This window comes from Ferdinandcohnia sp. SAFN-114 (assembly GCF_059415045.1).
In genome coordinates, this window is the sequence record NZ_JBPFDQ010000022.1 from 31749 (window position 1) to 48430 (window position 16682).

A 16682-nucleotide genomic window follows, 5' to 3' on the forward strand; every position below is an offset into this window, starting at 1 on the left:
TTTTATATCGAAAAAATAGGCTCTTTTCTAAAAGATTGTTGCTTTTAAATGCAGGGTGATTTTCGCTTCTGGTACTCGCTTTCCGCGGGCGATCCGCAAGCCTCCTTGCTTCACTGCGGGGTCTCGCTTGGCTCGCTATTCCCGCAGGACATTGAATTTGCTTCCTTGAAACTACACCGCACGAAGAAAATGCCAGCATTTTCGAGGATCTCGTACCATCCGCTCCAATCACTGAACGTAGTACTCATCGTGAATATATAATGGCTTTACCGATAGCAACAATGCTCAAGAAAACAGCCCAAAAATAAAACCCCCTTCATGACAGAAGAGGGTTTAAATAGTAAATTTAATCGTCTCTTCTCATCTTTCAAGCTCTTTGCTTGCTGGATTTGGCACAGTACCTAGTAGTCTGTTGCCGAGGCTTCAAAGGGCCAGTCCCTCCACCTCTCTTGATAAGAATTCATTGATTATTGAATTGTAATTTATAATTTACATGGAATGTGGTTAACTGTCAATAAGATTTTTGAAAAATCTTATTATTAATCTTTAAAGCTTGTAGTATTCTTATGCTACGGGTCACCCCTAGAATTCTACTTTTCTATTAATGTAATTCAGGCCAATAACCTTTGTTAGCTTCTATTAATTCATCCAAGATTTCTTTCGCTACTTTTGCACTTGGTACTGTTTTTGAAAGTGTTAGAGCCTGCCATAGCTTTTGATAGCTGCCTTCGATATAGGCTTGAACCACTAATTTTTCAACTGTTACTTGTTGGTACATTAATGCTCTTTGGAATTCAGGAATTTTTCCTTGGCTTAATGGCTCTGGACCTTCACTACCGACAATACAAGGAACCTCAACCATCGCCTCATCATCAAAGTTAGCAATTGCTCCATTGTTTTCAACAATTAATAACATTCTTTCATGTGTGTTAAAGGCAATCGCACGGGCTAAATCAACAACGAAAGTAGCATGTGCCCCCATTTCAAATTCGCAGCCTTCTGCTGTTCCTCTTTCAATGATTGTTCTAGCTGTAGAGAAGACAGTCTTTTCTCTACCTGCGATAACTTCATTTGCCCTTGTGTAATCCGGATTAGAGGTCTTTACCACATAATCAGGGTATAAGTAGTATTTTAAATACGTATTTGGCAAGAATCTAGGATCAACCGCTAGTAAATCTTTTGCTTTCTTGTGTGTTTCTTGCCAGCTGGCATCTGTGTGCTGGGTATCTACTTCTTTTTGAGTAAGATAACCGTTTTCTGCAACATAATCACGAATTTGAGGAAGATATTCATTTCCCTCTTTATCTTTAATACTTGTCCACCAGCCAAAGTGGTTTAATCCGAAATAACGTACTTCTAAATCCTGTGGCTCTTTGCCGATGATATGAGACATTCTACGCAGTGTACCTACAGGCATATCACAAATATTTAATACTTTTGAATTTGGGCGAAGAACTCGGCAAGCTTCAGCTACAATGGCTGCTGGATTAGAATAGTTTAACATCCATGCATCTGGCGAATATTTTTCCATTATGTCGATTAACTCAACCATATCACCGATGCTTCTCATTCCATAAGCAATTCCGCCAGGTCCGCATGTTTCTTGGCCGACCACACCATATTTCAATGGAATTTTTTCATCTTTTTCGCGCATTTCATATTTACCCGTACGAATATGAGCAAAGCAGAAATCGATATCTGTAAATGCCTCTTCTGGATCGGTTGTGAAGCAATATTCAATATCCGGCGCATTTTCTTTTAATACAATTTCAATTGCTTCTCCTAAAACAGCTTGTCTTTCACGATCATTATCATATAATTTTAATTTTCGAAGTGGGAAACGGTCCAGATTATCTAATAACATCATAACAATCCCTGGTGTATAGGTACTTCCTCCACCTGCAATAACGACTGAGAATTTTTTCATTTTCTCCATTCCCTTCTAGTAAACCTTTTTATTGTTTTATTCCGATTCTATTCGTTTGTCGTTAATCCTAAATAACTGTCAACAGCTTTTCTAATCGTTGTTACCTGTAAGCCGTAAACAACTTGAACGTTTTTATCTTTAATCACGACTCCACTAGCTCCTGTTTCTTTCTTCAACACTTCCTCGTTGACCATTTCAGGATTATCTAGTGTTAAACGAAGTCTTGTATAACAATTTGTTACGGTATGAATATTGCTTGCTCCACCTAATGCATCAACAATGACTGGGGCAATTCCGTCATTTCCTTGTGATTCGGAAGTTCCATTTTTTCCTTGTTTTTGCTTTTCTTTTAAGTCTTTCTTCGTATATAACTTTGTTTCTTGTCCACCTTCTTCTCTTCCGACTGTCTTGAAGTTAAACTTCACAATTAAGAAGCGGAATAGTAAGTAGTAGATAACAAAGTAGATTAAACCGATTAAAATGTACATTGGCCAGTGTGTTTTCTCAATACCAAGCGGTAAGTTGAACAATAGGAAGTCAATCATTCCATTTGGTCCAATTGCTCTGACATCTAATAGATTAAACGTCACCATTGCTAACCCACTTAAAGCTGCGTGAACCACAAATAGTAGTGGAGCAACAAACATGAATGAGAATTCAATAGGTTCCGTTACACCAGCAATAAAAGAAGTAACGGCTGCAGGAATCAAAATTGCTTTTACCTTAGCCTTGTTCTCAGGCTTTGCTGTATGATACATCGCTAAGCAAGCTCCGAGTAAACCAAACATTTTTGAAATACCTCGTGCATCCCAAACTACAGATGAAGAAAGTTCTTTTACAGTTGGATCTGCGATTTCAGCATAGTAAATATTTCTTGCACCTTCAAAAATTTGTCCGCCAACTTCTGCTACACCGCCCAATGATGTATATAAGAATGGTGTATAGATTAAGTGATGCAGCCCAGTAGGAATTAATAAGCGCTCTAACATTCCGTATAAGAATATTCCGAAGCTCCCACTGTGATTAATAAGAGTACCAAGATTGTTGATCCCATTTTGGAAAAACGGCCAAATATACGTAAGAGCAATTGATAAGAGTACAACTACTGGTATAAGTACGATAAAGACAAAACGTGATCCACCGTATATTTGAAAAGCTCCGTTAAATTCTATATCAACAAATTTGTTATGAACAAAAGCGGTTGCAATTCCAAGAATAATTCCGAGGAAAACACCCATATCAAGTATTTGAACACCTAAAACAAGCGTTTGTCCTGTACCTTGCAGGGAGTCTCCTTGAAACAGTACTCCGGTAAGGTCCATAAATTTATTCATCGCATTAACAAAAACCAAATAACCTAACAAAGCAGTAAAACCAGCAACGGCTTTCTCTTTATTAGCCAAGCCTACCGTGATACCGACACAGAAAATCAATCCTAAGTTCCCAAGAATCGAAACTAATGATCCTGTTAAAATGGATCCGAATCCTGTCGTAATCGGATTATCTAAAAATGGAATGACTTCCAATAGTCTAGCATTTGTAAATAAATTACCAAGGGCAATCAAAATACCGGCAATCGGTAAAATAAGTACTGGAATGAACATTGCTTTTGAAAAGCGTTGCATACCTTCCATCATTTTGGCTTTCATTTAGCCGCACCTCCAATATTCACTTAATTTCTTTCGACACGTTTAGAATACAATGCAAGCGTTTTATAGTCGATAGTTTCAACATGAATAAAAACGTGTTTCACAGATTGAAACACGTTTCATTCGACCCTATTCTTTTTCGACCCTAATTTCTCAACATACTGCTTAAGGATAAACTCAAACAACAAAAGCAATTTTGGAAAGAAACGATTTGGTAGCATATTTCGGTCATCTAGTTTATTGTAATCCATAATTTTAAAGTTTAAATCTGACAACTTAGCAATGCGATTCTCCGTTTCCTTTGTAAAAGAAACTGTAAACACATGATGCTCTTTTGCTGCATGCAGCTTATCAATCACAGTCTGTGTTTCCCCTGATTTTGATATTACAACTAATGCTCCAATATCTTCAAGATTATTTTCAAATATGCCAACGGAATCCGTTGCACTGGCAAATATCGTTTTCCTACCTAATACTAGTAGTTTTTTATGAAAGTACTCTGCAGCAATCGCTGAAAAGCCAGTCGCATAAATGAAAATATATTTTTGATCTAGATTTAACACTTTGCTAATAAACGTTTCAATATCTTCCATCGAATTAAGGGTTAAAAAATCCGTTTGGCTAACCTGCAAAAAGTCTTCTATATCACCACTTTGCGGTACTTCAACATTCCTTATCATCGGCAGTAGTTGATAATACATATCCACAAAACCGGTATAGCCTAACTTTTTGGATAAGCGAATAACAGTTGCGGGGGAAGTGAAATTGTCTTTAGCAATTTCACGTACTCCTTTTTGCAAAACGGTATCAATATTCGTAATAATATAACGTATGATTTGTACATCTAATTCCGTCAAATTTTTCCCTTGAATAATTTTGCTAATATCAATCAAAACTTAATCACTCTCATTCTTCTGTATGCCACTTTATATCATCTATATTATACCTCAACTCTAACAGTTCAACTAATAGTCGAAATATGTCATGCAATAGATGATAAAAAAACTGTAGGTTTCAAGCACCTACAGTTTTCCTTAATCTATCTACCCTTAATTATCCCTGCACTTGAGTCTATCGTAAGACAAGACCTGTAATAAATTGCAGCCACGCATAAGTTCCAACCTTAACTGTTTCAGAAACTGTCGAATCCTTACTTGGGTCCAGGCAGACATAATCAATATGTCTAACAGAAGGATGTTTGCCGATTTCTAGCAAACTATCAAACAGTTCAACGGCTGATAACCCTCCTGGTGTAGAAGCTGGTACTCCAGGGGCAACTGAAATATCCAATACATCCATATCAACTGTTACGTAAATACGATCAACCTTTGCTGTTAGTTGATCTAATGCACGTTGAATCGTGTTGATTAATCCCTGTTTTCGAGCTTGCTTTAATGTCACCATCTGAATTTTGTGCTGATTAGCGTAATCTACTAATGGTTTTGCATTGAAGTATCCATGAAGTCCAATATTAATCACGTTTTCTCCTTTAATGACCTTGCCATCGATTAATTGCCGGATTGGTGTTCCATTTGCTGGCCCTAGTTCTTTTGGATCCCTTACATCAAGATGTGTATCAAGTTGTAAAATTCCAATCGTTTCACTTGGGAATGCATCCTTAATCCCTCGTACAGCACAAGCCGTTGTCGAATGATCACCGCCAATCATACATGTCGGCGTGTTTGGATAGTGTGCAGCAAGATAGGCTGTAGACTTTTGGATTCGTTGATGTGATAACAGAATATCCGTCGTATGCATTGCCACATCGCCAGCATCCGCTACTCGAAAGGAACTTAAATCAACATTTTCGTCCAAATTATACGTGGCAAATCCCTTCCACATCCGCCGAAATTCAGTTGGATATAAAGAAGCTCCAGAAACACTAATCGAAGACCTTGAAATTGGCGCTCCGTACAGAATGAGATCAGGTGTATGTTCTTGCACATTCAATGGTGTAACCCATTGATGGACGTAAGTTGGTTCATCTATTGCCGTCTGATTCCATGACCATTCAGGTTTCTGAAGAAAATGTTCATTCATCTTTTTTCACGACCTTTATACCTTTTTTCCAGACATCTTTTACATGGTTAACCCCGAATAAATATTGCAATTCTTGATAATTTTTCACATTCCATAAAACAAAGTCCGCTTGTTTACCAACCTCAAGAGACCCAACTTGTTCATGCCGATTAATTGCATGGGCTGCATTATAGGTTGCTGCCGTTAATGCTTCTGCAGGTGTTAAACGCATTAAAATACAAGCTAAATTCATAACAAGTGGCATCGAGGTTGTTGGGGATGATCCTGGATTGCAATCCGTCGAAATCGCCACAGCCACACCTTCGTCGATCATTTTTCTGCCTGCGGCTGCTGCTTCACGTAAATACAGAGCTGTCGCTGGAAGTAAACAAGCGATTGTACCGGACTTCGCCATCGCTTTAATCCCTTCATCAGACGCTTTTAATAAATGCTCAGCTGAAATGGCTCCTACTTTAGCCGCTAATTCCGCCCCTCCATAAGGTACAATTTCATCGGCATGGATTTTCGGGATTAATCCCAATCGTTTTCCAGCTTCTAATATAAGCTCTGATTGCTCTGGTGTATATACCCCTTTTTCACAAAACACATCATTAAATTCAGCCAATTTTTCCTTAGCAACTGCCGGTAACATATCATTAATTAAATGATCAACAAACTCATCTTCACGACCTTTATACTCTGGTGGCACTGCATGTGCCCCCATAAACGTTGGAACTAGATCAATTGGATGTTGATTTTGAAGTTTTTTCATTACACGTAACTGCTTCAACTCGGTCTCCAAATCCATACCATAACCGCTTTTTCCTTCCACAGTTGTTACACCATGTGCCAAAAACGAATCTAGTCGATGTGTTGTTTGATTAATTAGCTCTTCTTCTGTAGCTTCTCTTGTCATTCGTGTGGTCGCATGAATTCCTCCACCCGCGTTCATTATGTCCATATATGTTGCACCCTCAAGGCGCATTTCAAATTCACGCTCGCGGCTTCCCCCGTACACAACATGTGTATGCGGATCCACCAGTCCTGGAGTAACTAGATGGTTCGTAGCATCAACAGTTTCAGCCTCATGGAGCCTATCAGCATACCGCACTTCAAGTTCTTTTGTTGTTCCTACTGCCTGGATTACACCATCTTCAATCCACAAACTGCCGTCTTCAATTAGCCCAAGCTCAGACATTGCTTCCTTTGAGCGTGGACCTTTTACATCAGACGCGAGTGTTGCTAATTGTGCCGCATGTATAATCCAGATTGGTTTTGTCATTATTGATCAACCCCTTTATCCAACATTGGCATCTTGATCCCTTTTTCACGCGCTGTTTTCTTAGCAAGTTCGTATCCTGCATCTGCATGACGTACAACCCCCATCCCTGGATCCGTTGTTAATACTCGTTCAATACGTGCTTCTGCTTCTTTCGTACCATCCGCAACAATCACAACCCCTGCATGTAAGGAGTAACCCATTCCGACTCCGCCACCGTGATGGACCGATACCCAAGTTGCGCCTCCAACAGCGTTTACCATCGCATTTAAAATCGGCCAATCTGCCACAACATCTGATCCATCTTTCATTGCTTCTGTTTCACGATTTGGTGATGCAACTGAACCTGAATCCAGATGGTCACGACCAATGACGATTGGTGCTTTCAGTTCTCCGCTTGCCACCATATCATTCAATATCTTTCCGAATCGGGCACGCTCTCCATAGCCTAACCAACATATACGAGATGGAAGGCCCTGGAATTGGATTTTATCCCTTGCCATACGAATCCAGTTACATAAGTGTTCATTGTCACTAAATTCACGTAAAATGGCTTCGTCTGTTTTGTAGATATCTTCTGGGTCTCCTGATAGTGCTACCCATCGGAATGGTCCTTTTCCTTCACAAAATTGTGGGCGAATATAAGCCGGAACAAAGCCAGGAAAATCAAATGCATTTTCTACACCTTCATCTTTGGCAACCTGGCGAATATTATTACCATAGTCAAATGTGATAGCTCCTTTTTCCATCATTTCAAGCATTGCTTCAACATGCTTAGCCATTGATGCTTTTGAAAGATTTACAAACTCTTTCGGATTGGACTCTCTTAATTTTGCTGCTGCTTCCAATGACATCCCAGAAGGTACATACCCATTTAGTGGATCATGTGCTGATGTTTGGTCGGTTAAGGCATCAGGGATAAAGTTTCTTGCAATCATCTCCGGAAGAAGATCAGATGCGTTGCCTAATAAACCAATCGATAATGCTTTTCCATCTCTTTTTGCTTCTTCAGCCAACTGGATCGCTTCATCTAATGTGTACGCTTTCACATCTGTATAACGAGTTTCAATTCGGCGGTCGATTCTAGACTCATCCACTTCAATCGCGATACATACGCCACCATTCATCGTTACTGCAAGTGGCTGTGCACCACCCATTCCTCCAAGGCCAGCTGTTACAGTAATCGTACCTCTTAATGTACCGTTAAAGTGCTGCTTCGCTAACTCAGCAAACGTTTCGTACGTACCTTGAACAATTCCTTGAGAACCAATATAAATCCAGCTACCTGCTGTCATTTGCCCATACATCATTAGGCCTTTTTTATCGAGTTCATGGAAGGTTTCCCAGTTTGCAAAAGCTGGAACAATATTCGAATTCGCAATCAAAACGCGTGGTGCATCCTTATGAGTTTTAAACACAACCACCGGTTTTCCTGATTGCACCAGCAATGTTTCATCACTCTCTAGTTCTTTAATTGAGTCAACAATCGCGTCAAATGATTCCCAGTTACGTGCTGCTTTCCCAATCCCCCCATATACAACAAGATCCTCTGGCCTCTCGGCTACATCTGCATCTAAATTATTCATTAACATACGAAGCACAGCCTCTTGCTGCCAACCTTTCGTATTTAATTGTGTCCCTACGTAACGGATAATTTTGTTGTTTTTTGTACTTTTCATTTTATTCCCTCCAAGTTGTATTACTTATATTTTATTAATAAAAAGAATGTATAGAATCCCAATCACATTACTTCGATCCTCTGTTAATTAATGGAGTTTTTTGTTGCCTTTTGATTAAATATCAAATGCGCCTTGGCGTATTTACGCCCGATTTTTTAAGCCCACACGATGTGGGTCACAAAGACGTTGCCACAGGACGTGGCGTTTTTAGTCTTTGATCCTATGCTCGTAAAATTTCCGCTGAAAATTCGAGGCATCCGCCGGAGGCTTTAACTTTATTCAGTAGAAGTAGGGGACTTCTGATGATTAAAATTAAAAGTTCCTGTCTTTAACCAGTGATTCATTGCTTCTATATCCTTAGAGAACACGCGGTCTTCGGAAATATACGGCACGACTTTTCTACCATTTTCTAAAAATGAACTTGTTGCGGATGCCAATTTTTCTTTTCCCCGAATTTCAGCTGCCTGCATACTACAAATGGCCTCGATTGCTAATACACGTCTCGTATTTGTGATGACTTGATATGCGTGTCTTGATCCAATTGTCCCCATGCTCACGTGATCCTCTTGGTTTGCTGATGAAGGAATCGAATCTACACTAGCTGGATGCGCCAAAGTTTTATTTTCTGATACAAGTGATGCTGCGACATACTGCATGATCATTGCACCTGATTGTAAACCAGGTTCAGGACTTAAAAATGGCGGTAGGTCATTCAGTTGCGGATTAACTAAACGCTCGATTCGACGTTCAGAAATATTGGCTAGTTCCGCTACTGCAATCGCCAAGAAATCCATGGCAAAAGCTATCGGTTGTCCGTGGAAGTTCCCCCCTGATAAAACCTTTTCACCATTATCAAAGATTAATGGATTATCAGTAGCAGCATTCATTTCTATTTCTAATTTTTCTCTAACATAGTTTAATGTTTGCCATGTTGCTCCGTGCACTTGTGGGATACAACGGATTGAATAGGCATCTTGAACGCGGATTTCACCTTGTCTTGTTGTTAAAGAGCTATCGGAAAGATGAGCACGAATACGTTCAGCTACATCTATTTGTTCTTGATAACCACGTGCAAGCTGAATATCTTCATCAAATGCATCAATAATTCCGCGCAACGCTTCAATAGTTAGAGCGGCAATCAATTCTGTTTGATAGGCTAATTTTTCCGCTTCCAGATACGCGACTGCCCCCATCGCTGTCATTGCCTGTGTTCCATTGATAAGCGCTAACCCTTCTTTGGCCGTTAATGTGATCGGAAAAATAGATTCCTTTGTTAACGCATGAATCGCAGATGTTTTCTCTCCTTTATAAAAGACCTCACCCTCCCCGATTAAAACAAGCGCCAAATGTGAGAGTGGTGCTAAGTCCCCGCTTGCACCAAGTGATCCTTGTTGTGGAATGACCGGATGAATGCCAGCATTCAATAAATCAAGCAATCTATCAATCACGACCGGACGTACACCCGAAAACCCTTTCAGCAATGCGTTTGCTCGAAGAAGGAGCATCGCACGTGATACAACCTCTGGAAAGGGTTCGCCAATTCCACAAGCATGAGAACGAATTAAATTTAGTTGCAACGCCTCTACATCGTCTTTATCGATAAACACATCACTAAACTTCCCAAACCCTGTTGTAATGCCATAAATAATTCGTTCCTCAGCCACAATTTTTTCAACTGCTTTTCGACTTTCTTGGACTTTTCTCATACTTTCTTCAGAATAATTAACTTTTTCACCTTCATATAAAACTCTTTGTACCTCTTTAAAAGTTAGTGTTTGACCAGTTAATGTAACCATCTGTTTGTCTCCCCTCAATTCGCTTTAGTCCGGTAAAGAGCCAATAAAAAAGGGAGCTACATGATGAAAGCCACTAAAAAAATGACTTCATCATATAGCCCCCTATTAACTAAAATACTATGGGCGAATGATATGTGATTGATTTTAACTATACAAAATAACAATTCACTTGTTTAAGTATCTATAAAGCTCTAGATTCTAATAACTAATTTCAGTATATGCACTTTTATTTCCAGCGTCAACCAGCACTTTTAAGAATTGATAAAAAATTTTGATTAATATTAGAAATTTTTATTTTCCTGTTTATCAATAAGAAAAGTGATTGGCACAAACAGTAAAAAAGCAAGTAAAAGGAAGGTTCCCCCCACAATAAAGAACACCATTACAAAGGTCTCATTAAGATTAAATGGATTAATATTGTACATCCACATACCTACCGTTAACCCTAGGGCACCTAACATTCCTAGGATACTGTGAATTGACACAAGTTTTTTGTATTTAATCGTATATACCTTATAAAAAATTCCCCAAGCAAACACTGAGAGCCAGCCTACTAATAGAATATGAGCATGAATAGGTCTCAACGAATAATCCATATTTCCAGACATATGAGAGCCTAGAAAAGTACCGATTATACCGAATATCGCTGAAAATCGAATGAGCCGTATACTCCAAGTTTGTTCCATTATTTATTCCTCCATTTCCCCAATCATGTTAGGAAGTATAATTGTGAAGGTTGTTCCCTCGGCAACCTTACTGTCAACCTTGATTTCTCCTCCATGCAGGTCAATTATTTGTTTAACGATTGATAAACCAAGTCCTGTGCCGTCCCTTTTTCTAGATGAATCTACTCGGTAAAAACGTTCAAAAATTTGAGAGACGGCGTCCTTCGACATACCAATTCCTGTATCTTTCACAATGACCTTAATGAAAAATTCGCTTCTTGATAAGTTAATCCAGATATTTCCTCCTTGTGTATTATACTTAATCGCATTTGTTAGTAAGTTGTCCCAAACATTGCTCATAAGTTCTGCATCAACTTTTGTCCGAATAAAAGGCAATTTGTACGAGACTTCAATTTCCTTTTCTTGTAGTCGCCACTGATACCTACGGATGGTTTGTTTAATTTGTTCATCCAATTGGACCTCTGTAATCTTCATCGGGTATGCTTTTTGATCAAGAGATGTTAACAACAAGAGTTGTTTTGTTAGATTTGAAAGCCGCTTTGATTCGTGATCAATAATCTGTAAGTATTCTTTAGAATCTCGTTCATTTACGTTTTGTGACAGTAAAAGCTCTGCATATCCCTGAATATTCATAAGTGGGGACTGAAAGTCATGTGACACATTATTGATAAAGGATTTCCTCGCTTCATCATTATGCTGTAACTGCCTCTGCATCGTATTAAAGCTTTCTACTAATTGTCCAATCTCATCATTACGATCAATCGGTAGTGGATAATTAAAATTCTCCCGTGTAATCTCTTTGGTCGCTTCCGTTAACTTAGTAATCGGCTGGATCAGATGCTTTGCAAACAGAATTACCCCACTAATACTAACAATCGTTACCGCTACAAAAAACCACGCTAATATCATATGAATATCTGAAAAAAGTAATTTATTGTTAGGACGGATAAATAAACCGTATTGTTTCCCATTCATTGTGAAAGGAACACCTACCGTATTCTCTACAGTATTTGAGAAGTGTCCCATCATTAAAAACTTATGGGAAAATGCATTCATACCATGGTAAACTTCCTTCTTAGAAAGAACCTTCTTGGCTTCTTGTGGAAGATCCGTTTTTGTAAAAGGCTTACCAAAATAAGCTTCTTTACCTGATTCGTTTACCACATATATCTGATACCCCAGGTTTCCAATCGATTCCAAGAATGGCTCGAAGGAGGAGCTATCCGAATGCATACTCTCAAGGGTTAATGTAATTCTTTGTGCAATCTCTACATTCTGCTGATCAATCTTCTGTTTTGTCGATGTCATGTAAATAAAATTTGCGATGATCATACCTACAATGACACTTATCATTAAAATCAATAGCGTAGCCACAATGAATTTCCGATATAAAGTCTTCATTTCGTTTCCTCTAGCTTATAGCCAATTCCGCGAACCGTTTGAATTTCCACTGATGCATCGTATTTTTTTAAACGCTCCCGGATACGATTTATATGAGTATTTAGAGTTTGTTCTCCACCTTCATAATCAACACCCCATACTTGTTCCACCAGAATGGATCTAGGCGTAACCTTATTTGCCCGTGATGCTAATAAGCTTAATACTTCAAATTCCTTTAAAGGCGGAAGGACTGTCTCATGATTTATATTTAATTCGAAATTTTTTCGATCTATCATGAGATTTCCTACTTTTATTACAGTTTCCATGGCACGTTCGACACGCCTTAACACAACGGCAACACGGAATAGAAGTTCCTTCACCTCAAAAGGCTTAACAATATAGTCTTCAGAACCAGATAAGAAGCCTTGTTCTTTATCATCGATTTGACCTTTAGCCGTAAGCAATATGACAGGAATACCATAGTCGTTCGCCAAAATCTTGGTCAATTCAAATCCATCCATTCCAGGCATCATCACATCGACAATCGCCAAATCAACTGTTTTCTCCTCTAACAAATCTAATGCTTCTTCGGCATGATTAGCTCGATATACTTGATAGCCTTCTCGGCTCAAATGGATCGATACTAGCTGTTGAATATAGACATCATCATCTACAACAAGAATCTTCATAATGCGAACCTCCTAAAAAGTAAAATACGAAGGAAGCCCTTTGTATTTTATTTTACTGTCTATTATGCGATGCTTGCTTGTCTTTTTCAAATAACAATACCAAAGCTGGTAATAGCATTCCACGAACTAGGAAAGTATCAATCAAGATTCCAATCGAAACGATGAATCCAAATACGAATAGATCGGCAATTGGCATCGTTGTTAGCGCTGCAAAGGTTGCAGCTAGAATGATACCAGCAGATGAGATTACTCCACCCGTATTACGAATCGCAACTTCAAGAGCATCTTTAACGCGATGAGTTTTCCTTTCCTCTATAAAACGTGAGGCAAGGATAATGTTATAATCGATACCTAATGCCACAAGGAAGATAAAAGCATATACCGGAACCCGAGTGCTTAATGCATCATATCCAAACAAGATATCGACAAGGAAACTACCAAGCCCCAAAGCAGATACATAGGACAGTAAAATGGTTGCCATCATATAAATTGGCATTTTCATTGAACGAGTTAGGGCAAATAAGAGTATGAGTATTAGTAATGTTTCAAGTATCGCAATTGTAAAGATATCTCTCGTATTCACATCCAGTTCATCTACTAGCTTTGCAGTCACTCCGCTATAGTATGCTTCTCCTGGTATGGAAAGGTCCTTCAATAGATTTGGTGTATCTTCACGCAAATCTTTAATGATTGTCATAGATTCTGTAGAATATGGATTCGTTGCTAAGACAACACTTAATTTTAATGCCTTAGAGTCTTCAGATTGTGCAGTCATTCGAACAGTTGCAATTTCATCGTATTCTTGTAGTTTTTCTGTAAAAGTTGTTACTTGCTCTGGGGCTATTGCTTTATCACTTTCAACTAACAATGTTGTAGGTGCTAGTTCCCCTTTATCATATCTTGTCTCTACAACTTCATAACCTACTCGAGAAGGTAAATCCTCAGGGAACTTTTTGACAGTATCAAATTCAAAATCAAGATTAAATATATTTAATGCAGTAATGAGAAGGAAAACACCAACAATGCCTCCAGATAAACCTGGTTTATTTACCACAAACTTAGCAATTGGTCCCCAAATTCCATGTTTTATTTCTTTTTCTTGGCCATACTTTGGAACTTTTGGCCAAAACGCTTTACGACCGAAAAGTGTAAATAAAGCTGGAACCAATGTGATCGATGCTAACATAATAAAGAACATTGCAAGCCCAAATATAGGAGCAAAGTTTTGATAGTCACGGAAATCGGCAAAGAATAAGATTAGCATAGCTGCTAATACTGTTCCTCCAGCAAAAAATACCGGTTCCCCAGTTGCACGCATTGCAAGTTTCATAGCTTCATATTTACTTTCAACTTTGTTTAGTTCCTCGCGGTAACGAGAGAATACAAATAGTGAATAGTCAATCACTGCAGCAAAAAGTAAAATACTCATAATTGAGGTTGTGGAGTTATTAATTTCTAACCCACCCGCTCCTAGTAATGCAACACTTTGATTCACAACCTGATAAACAATCGCTGTTGCTAAAAGAGGAATGAATGCAAGTAATGGCGAACGGTAAATGGCAATAAGTAATATTAAAATAATACCTATCGTTGCTAGTAATAACACCACATCCGCTTGCTCAAATAACTTAAGTGTGTCCCCAGCTATCCCAGCTGGACCGGTGATATAAAAGGACATATTATCAAACTGCTCTGCCATCTTATTGCCTATCTCAGAAGCCTTGTCATTTATTTCGGCAAATTCACTATTGCCAAGGCCCTTTTCTAATTCCATCGGCACAATCATGGTTGTACCATCTTCAGAGATAAAGCCCGATAACGCTTGAGGTGGAAGCGCGCTTATATCAAGGATTGTCTCAATTCCTTTAATATCTTCTGCTGCGATTCCATTTAGTATTTGTGTGACCTCATCGGTATTAATGTCCCCATTTTCATTATGGAATACAAGGATTCCCGGTGTCCCTTGCTCATTTGGGAATAGCTCTTCTGTCTTTTTCTCAGCTATGATCGATTGTGCTTCATCAGGAAGCGATTGAAAATTACTTACTTTATAATCGGCAAGCCTTGGTCCCGCACTTAATCCGACCATCAAGACGAGCCAAGCTATAATCGTAATCCACATCCCACGTTTACTTGAAACCCAATCTGTAATTGGATATAACAGTTTCCTCAAAATGTAAAACCTCCTTTAATACCTTTCGAATATGATCTTACTAATCGAACATAAATTTAATATCAACTTTTGTTTACATTTGTCGAGAAACTGGGGGGTGCCGCGTGAGGGGGAGTGTGTATCTTTGGACAAGATGATGGCAAATCTGGGCATGGGTGTCTGGAGGTTGGTGATCTTCGGACTCGGGGTGGCACTTTCGGTGCGGGCGTGTCTGAAGGTGAGCCGGCTTCGGACAAGGGTTAGCACAATCAGTGCGGGCGTGTCTGAAGTTTACCCGTCTTCGGACTCGAGGTGGTACTATCCGCGCGGACGAGTCCGAAGTTTACCCATCTTCGGACTCGGGGTGGTACTATCCGCGCGGGCGTGTCCGAAGTTGAGCTAGCTTCGGACTCGGTACGGCACTATCCGTGCGGGCGTGTCCGAAGTTTAGCTATCTTAGGACAAGCGAAGGCAAAATCAATGCAGCGGTGTCCGAAGTTTACCTGTCTTCGGACAAGCGAAGGCAATATCTGCGCTTTGGTGTCTGAAGTTCATCTAGCTTCGGACTCGGGGTGGCACTTTACGCGTGGGCGTGTCCGAAGTTTACCCATCTTCGGACTCGGGGTGGTACTATCCGCGCGGGCGTGTCCGAAGGTTACCCATCTTCAGACACGCGAAGGCACTTTCAACGAGGGCGTGTCCGAAGTTTAGCTATCTTCGGACAAGCGAAGGTAAAATCAACGCCAGCGTGTCCGAAGTTTACCCATCTTCGGACTCGGGGTGGCACTTTACGCGCGGGCGTGTCCGAAGTTTAACTAGCTTCGGACTCGGAGAGGTACTATCCGCGCGGGCGTGTCCGAAGTTTAACCAGCTTCGGACTCGGAGAGGTACTATCCGCGCGGGCGTGTCCGAAGTTTAACCACCTTCGGACTCGGAGAGGTACTATCCACGCGGGCGTGTCCGAAGTTGAAGTAACTTCGGACAGTCGATGAAGGGGATTCAGCTACTTTTCTTCGGCTCTTTTCCTCTTCATTCGCTCGATGAAGGGGATTCAGCTACTTTTCATTTGCTTTTTTCCTCTTCATACAGTCGATGAAGGGGATTCAGCTACTTTTCTTCGGCTCTTTTCCTCTTCATAAGCTCGATGAAGGGGATTCAGCTACTTTTCTTCGGCTCTTTTCCTCTTCATTCGCTCGTTGAAGGGGATTCAGCTACTTTTCTTCGGCTCTTTTCCTCTTCATTCGCTCAATGAAGGGGATTCAGCTACTTTTCTTCGGCTCTTTTCCTCTTCATACGCTCAATGAAGGGGATTCGGCAACTTTTCTTCGGCTTTTTTCCTCTTCATACGCTCGATGAAGGGGATTCAGCTACTTTTCTTCGGCTCTTTTCCTCTTCATTCGCTCGATGAAGGGGATTCAGCTACTTT

The 16682-nt window shown here is 39.8% G+C and carries 11 protein-coding genes and 1 riboswitch; all 11 genes read right to left on the reverse strand.

The window, feature by feature from the left end:
- Positions 1–357 precede the first annotated feature (357 nt).
- A riboswitch (SAM riboswitch) is annotated at positions 358–459 on the reverse strand.
- Positions 460–601: 142 nt separating this feature from the next.
- The 11 genes from ACR65M_RS09260 to ACR65M_RS09310 all read right to left on the reverse strand — a co-directional run bounded on the left by ACR65M_RS09260 (position 602) and on the right by ACR65M_RS09310 (position 15277).
- The gene (locus ACR65M_RS09260; RefSeq protein WP_440273151.1) at positions 602–1927 is read right to left on the reverse strand and encodes a 6-phospho-alpha-glucosidase; all 1326 of its coding nucleotides are present in this window, start codon (positions 1925–1927) and stop codon (positions 602–604) included.
- A 47-nt stretch (positions 1928–1974) separates the two neighbouring features.
- The gene (locus tag ACR65M_RS09265; RefSeq protein ID WP_341330039.1) at positions 1975–3576 is read right to left on the reverse strand and encodes a PTS transporter subunit EIIC; all 1602 of its coding nucleotides are present in this window, start codon (positions 3574–3576) and stop codon (positions 1975–1977) included.
- Between the two features lie 119 nt (positions 3577–3695).
- Complete coding sequence (locus ACR65M_RS09270) at positions 3696–4469, reverse strand: MurR/RpiR family transcriptional regulator (protein WP_341330038.1); 774 nt, start codon at positions 4467–4469, stop codon at positions 3696–3698.
- A gap of 178 nt (positions 4470–4647) precedes the next feature.
- Positions 4648–5616: an agmatinase family protein gene (locus ACR65M_RS09275; RefSeq protein ID WP_341330037.1), complete on the reverse strand. Its 969-nt coding sequence runs from the start codon at positions 5614–5616 to the stop codon at positions 4648–4650.
- Positions 5609–6877, reverse strand: a complete 1269-nt coding sequence (gene hutI, locus ACR65M_RS09280) for an imidazolonepropionase (RefSeq protein WP_341330036.1) — start codon at positions 6875–6877, stop codon at positions 5609–5611. The genes ACR65M_RS09275 and hutI overlap by 8 nt, the downstream gene beginning before the upstream one ends.
- Positions 6877–8553 (reverse strand): urocanate hydratase, encoded by a 1677-nt coding sequence (gene hutU / locus ACR65M_RS09285; protein ID WP_341330035.1) that lies wholly within the window; start codon positions 8551–8553, stop codon positions 6877–6879. Before hutU ends, hutI begins: the two co-directional genes overlap by 1 nt.
- 275 nt (positions 8554–8828) lie before the next feature.
- The gene (gene hutH, locus ACR65M_RS09290; protein WP_440273152.1) at positions 8829–10349 is read right to left on the reverse strand and encodes a histidine ammonia-lyase; all 1521 of its coding nucleotides are present in this window, start codon (positions 10347–10349) and stop codon (positions 8829–8831) included.
- Between the two features lie 281 nt (positions 10350–10630).
- Complete coding sequence (locus ACR65M_RS09295) at positions 10631–11035, reverse strand: hypothetical protein (RefSeq protein ID WP_341330033.1); 405 nt, start codon at positions 11033–11035, stop codon at positions 10631–10633.
- A gap of 3 nt (positions 11036–11038) precedes the next feature.
- Entirely contained in the window at positions 11039–12436 is a 1398-nt protein-coding gene (locus tag ACR65M_RS09300) for a sensor histidine kinase (protein WP_341330032.1), read from the reverse strand.
- Entirely contained in the window at positions 12433–13104 is a 672-nt protein-coding gene (locus ACR65M_RS09305) for a response regulator transcription factor (protein ID WP_440273153.1), read from the reverse strand. Before ACR65M_RS09305 ends, ACR65M_RS09300 begins: the two co-directional genes overlap by 4 nt.
- Before the next feature lie 52 nt (positions 13105–13156).
- A complete protein-coding gene (locus tag ACR65M_RS09310) occupies positions 13157–15277 on the reverse strand; it encodes an MMPL family transporter (protein WP_440273154.1) in 2121 nt (706 codons plus the stop codon).
- Positions 15278–16682 lie beyond the last annotated feature (1405 nt).